This window comes from Microcystis sp. CS-574, from assembly GCF_028329095.1.
GTDB lineage: Bacteria > Cyanobacteriota > Cyanobacteriia > Cyanobacteriales > Microcystaceae > Microcystis > Microcystis ichthyoblabe_A.
Map to the genome: position 1 here is coordinate 1 of NZ_JAQMSY010000021.1, position 2,864 is coordinate 2,864.

At 42.9% G+C, this 2,864-nt stretch carries 4 protein-coding genes and 1 pseudogene; 4 read left to right on the plus strand and 1 reads right to left on the minus strand.

Translation table 11 applies throughout. The features are described from left to right. The 4 genes and pseudogenes from PN470_RS01400 to PN470_RS01415 form a co-directional block, all read left to right on the plus strand. Window positions 1-340: pseudogene (locus tag PN470_RS01400) on the plus strand (photosystem II q(b) protein); the annotation flags it as partial. Window positions 341-475: 135 nt separating this feature from the next. Further along, window positions 476-823 carry a DUF433 domain-containing protein gene (locus PN470_RS01405; protein WP_045358164.1) on the plus strand — a complete coding sequence of 116 codons (348 nt, stop codon included), beginning with the start codon at window positions 476-478 and terminating at the stop codon, window positions 821-823. After that, window positions 801-1,160, plus strand: coding sequence for a DUF5615 family PIN-like protein (locus PN470_RS01410; protein WP_272103437.1), 360 nt, complete (start codon window positions 801-803; stop codon window positions 1,158-1,160). Before PN470_RS01405 ends, PN470_RS01410 begins: the two co-directional genes overlap by 23 nt. Window positions 1,161-1,398: 238 nt before the next feature. After that, window positions 1,399-1,755: a type II toxin-antitoxin system PemK/MazF family toxin gene (locus PN470_RS01415; RefSeq protein ID WP_272103439.1), complete on the plus strand. Its 357-nt coding sequence runs from the start codon at window positions 1,399-1,401 to the stop codon at window positions 1,753-1,755. 182 nt (window positions 1,756-1,937) lie between these two features. Here the strand turns inward: PN470_RS01415 and PN470_RS01420 are convergent, their stop codons facing one another. Further along, entirely contained in the window at window positions 1,938-2,339 is a 402-nt protein-coding gene (locus PN470_RS01420; protein ID WP_272103441.1) for a hypothetical protein, read from the minus strand. Between the last annotated feature and the right edge of the window lie 525 nt (window positions 2,340-2,864).

Genomic DNA, 2,864 nt, shown 5'->3' on the forward strand with positions numbered 1-2,864 from the left:
CGTTGCCGCTCACGGTTACTTCGGACGTTTAATCTTCCAATACGCTTCTTTCAACAATAGCCGTTCTCTGCACTTCTTCTTAGGTGCTTGGCCGGTAATCGGTATCTGGTTTACGGCAATGGGTGTTAGCACCATGGCGTTTAACCTCAACGGTTTCAACTTCAACCAGTCGATTCTCGATTCTCAAGGTCGTGTAATCGGTACTTGGGCCGATGTGTTAAACCGCGCTGGTATCGGTATGGAAGTAATGCACGAGCGTAATGCTCACAACTTCCCCTTAGACTTAGCTAGTGGTGAACAGGCTCCTGTAGCTCTGACTGCTCCTGCTATCAATGGTTAATTCCTAGTCTGAACGAAAAGGCACTCCCGCGAGGGGGTGCTTTTTTGTTGTTAGAATCATAATATTCAAGGAGAGATTTATTGGTTTGATTGATGATACAAAAAAGTACGAATTTATCAATAGGAGTATTAACCGATGCAACTCGAAGACTACTTTAATTTTTTGACTCCCAATGACATTCGCTTAAAAAACTCCCGCATTGGCATTGAAACTATCTTATATGAATACATTTACCGCGCCCGTACCCCTGAAGAGATTGGGCAAATTTATCCTACCCTTACCCTAGAACAAATCCATGCCACTATTCTCTATTACCTGCACGAAAAAGACCGAGTTAGTCAATATCTGGCAGAATGGCTAGAACATTGTCAAAAAGGAGAACAAGAACAGGATTTGAACCCTCCCGCTTTTGTGGAGAAAATGCGGAAATTCAAGGCGGAAATAGCAGCAGAAAATATCAATGAGTATTCAGTATCTAATTGATGAAAATTTACCGCCGCTGTATCGGGAGCAATTATTGCGCCGTCACTCTGATTTAACGGTTTGGATGATTGGCGAACCTGGTGTTCCGTCGAAAAGCACCTTAGACCCAGAAATTTTAATTTGGTGCGAAGCAAATCACTTTATTTTAGTCACAAATAATCGGACTTCTATGCCTGTTCATTTAGCTGATCATCTGGCACAAAGTCGTCATAGTCCAGAGATTTTTGTCTTGCGTCCTAAAGCAACAATCAAAGAGATTATTGAGAATTTAATTCTCATTGCTTTATTAGGCGATGCCCAAGATTATCAAGACCGGATTACTCATATTCCTTTATAAATACTACTTGCTGTTTCTGTTTTATTTTTAGTTGTCTTAGGCGTTGAATCAGGGGAGATGAAGATAAACAATGGTTATTGGAGAAGTTACATCAATAATTAGGATTGAATAATCAAAAAATAACTAAACAGGTATTAATGGATAGTTGGAATGAAGCTTATAGTGATAGATCGGATGAATCAGAAACTTTGATATTAGAGGGAATACGGCATCATCAACGCCAATTATCTGAGTAAATATGACGATTTTTCAAGGTGAGATTTATTGGATTGATTTAGGAGAACCACAAGGTTCTGAACCTGCTTATCTTTGTCCTTGTGTTGTGGTGCAAAATGATGCTCTGAATCAGTCACAAATTGGGACGGTTATTGTGTGTCCATTAACAACCAATTTGAGACGAGCAAAAGCTATTGGTAATGTTTTATTGAATGAGGGTGAAGGGAATTTACCTGAATCCAGTGTTTTTAATGTTTCACAGGTTTTTACGGTTGATAAACGTCTTTTAACAGAGTCTATCGGAAGACTTTCTCGGGAAAAAATCAAATTAATTATTCAGGGAATTAAGTTGGTTATTGAACCTCAAGAACTCGAATAATAGGGGTTATAAAAGGATTTAAAGAATCCATTTTCCCTTAAACTTGGCTAGTGGTGAACAAGCTCCCGTAGCTCTGACCGCCCCTGCTATCAATGGTTAAGTTCTAATCAAATAATTACGACGAAAAAGGTCGGGGCGAACATTATCACCCCGACCTTTTTTTATTGAAATTCACGGCCAAATCACCTGACCAATAACCACTTCTCGCTCCAAGCACCGTTGACATTGAAGCCACTGCCCGTAGGGGTGAAAGTAAGAGAACCGTAGTCGAAGTTATTGCAGATGGTTCCGAAAATAGTGGCATGGACTCGCTCAGGTGGACAGATATCTGCGGCCCCGTAGCCGTTCTTTCCGCGAGTCCCCAGGTGGGAATAGGTGTTGCCATCCCAATCCCCGTTACCGAACCAGGTTGTGTTGGCTGGACCTTCTTTCAGCATACAGCGCAGACCTTTGCCTCTGCGCCCACCTGTCAAATCAGTTACCTGATATTGATTGAAATGGCTACCGCAGGTTTTGGGACGGGGTAGGGGGTTGTAGTTAACGGAGGAAGCCAAACGCCACTCCTCATTCCAGGCACCAGTCACCCGAATCACTCCTGGTCTGACCGTTCGGATCTCGAGATTACCCGGATAGTTGAAGTTAGCATCCTCCCCGTTACCGTGAATGTCGGACGCGAACCCGACCAACATTCTGCCTCGGTCAATCGCCTGTCCCAGATGGCGGTAGGTAGCCCCTTCCCAGGTTCCTTCCCCGTACCAGGACAGACGGGGAATGCTTGAGCCTTGCTGTCCTTTACTGAATTTGACACAACGAATCCCAGTTCCCCGTCGGTTATCTAGCGAACGAACTATATAGGGTTTGCTGAATAAATCTAAAAACCTTACAGGAAAGGGCTTTTAGCTTGATTGAGAGCTTCCCAAATGCACTTAAATCTGCTAGAATCTCTTAAAACCCTTGCATCACCCTTACATCACCCTTGCATCTTCTCTAATTAGTGCTAATGTACCGTAAAAGCGAGTTACCCTCAACCCCACCAGAAAACTTCGAGCTGCCCTTTGAGGGGAAATTATCCCAAGATAATCGTTGGGTAATTATAGCCAACCTAATTC

Bases quoted from the DNA above. Each gene is read 5' to 3' on its own strand.
- PN470_RS01405 (WP_045358164.1), top strand. From the start codon at position 476: ATGCAACTCGAAGACTACTTTAATTTTTTGACTCCCAATGACATTCGC.
- PN470_RS01410 (WP_272103437.1), top strand. From the start codon at position 801: ATGAGTATTCAGTATCTAATTGATGAAAATTTACCGCCGCTGTATCGG.
- PN470_RS01415 (WP_272103439.1), top strand. From the start codon at position 1,399: ATGACGATTTTTCAAGGTGAGATTTATTGGATTGATTTAGGAGAACCA.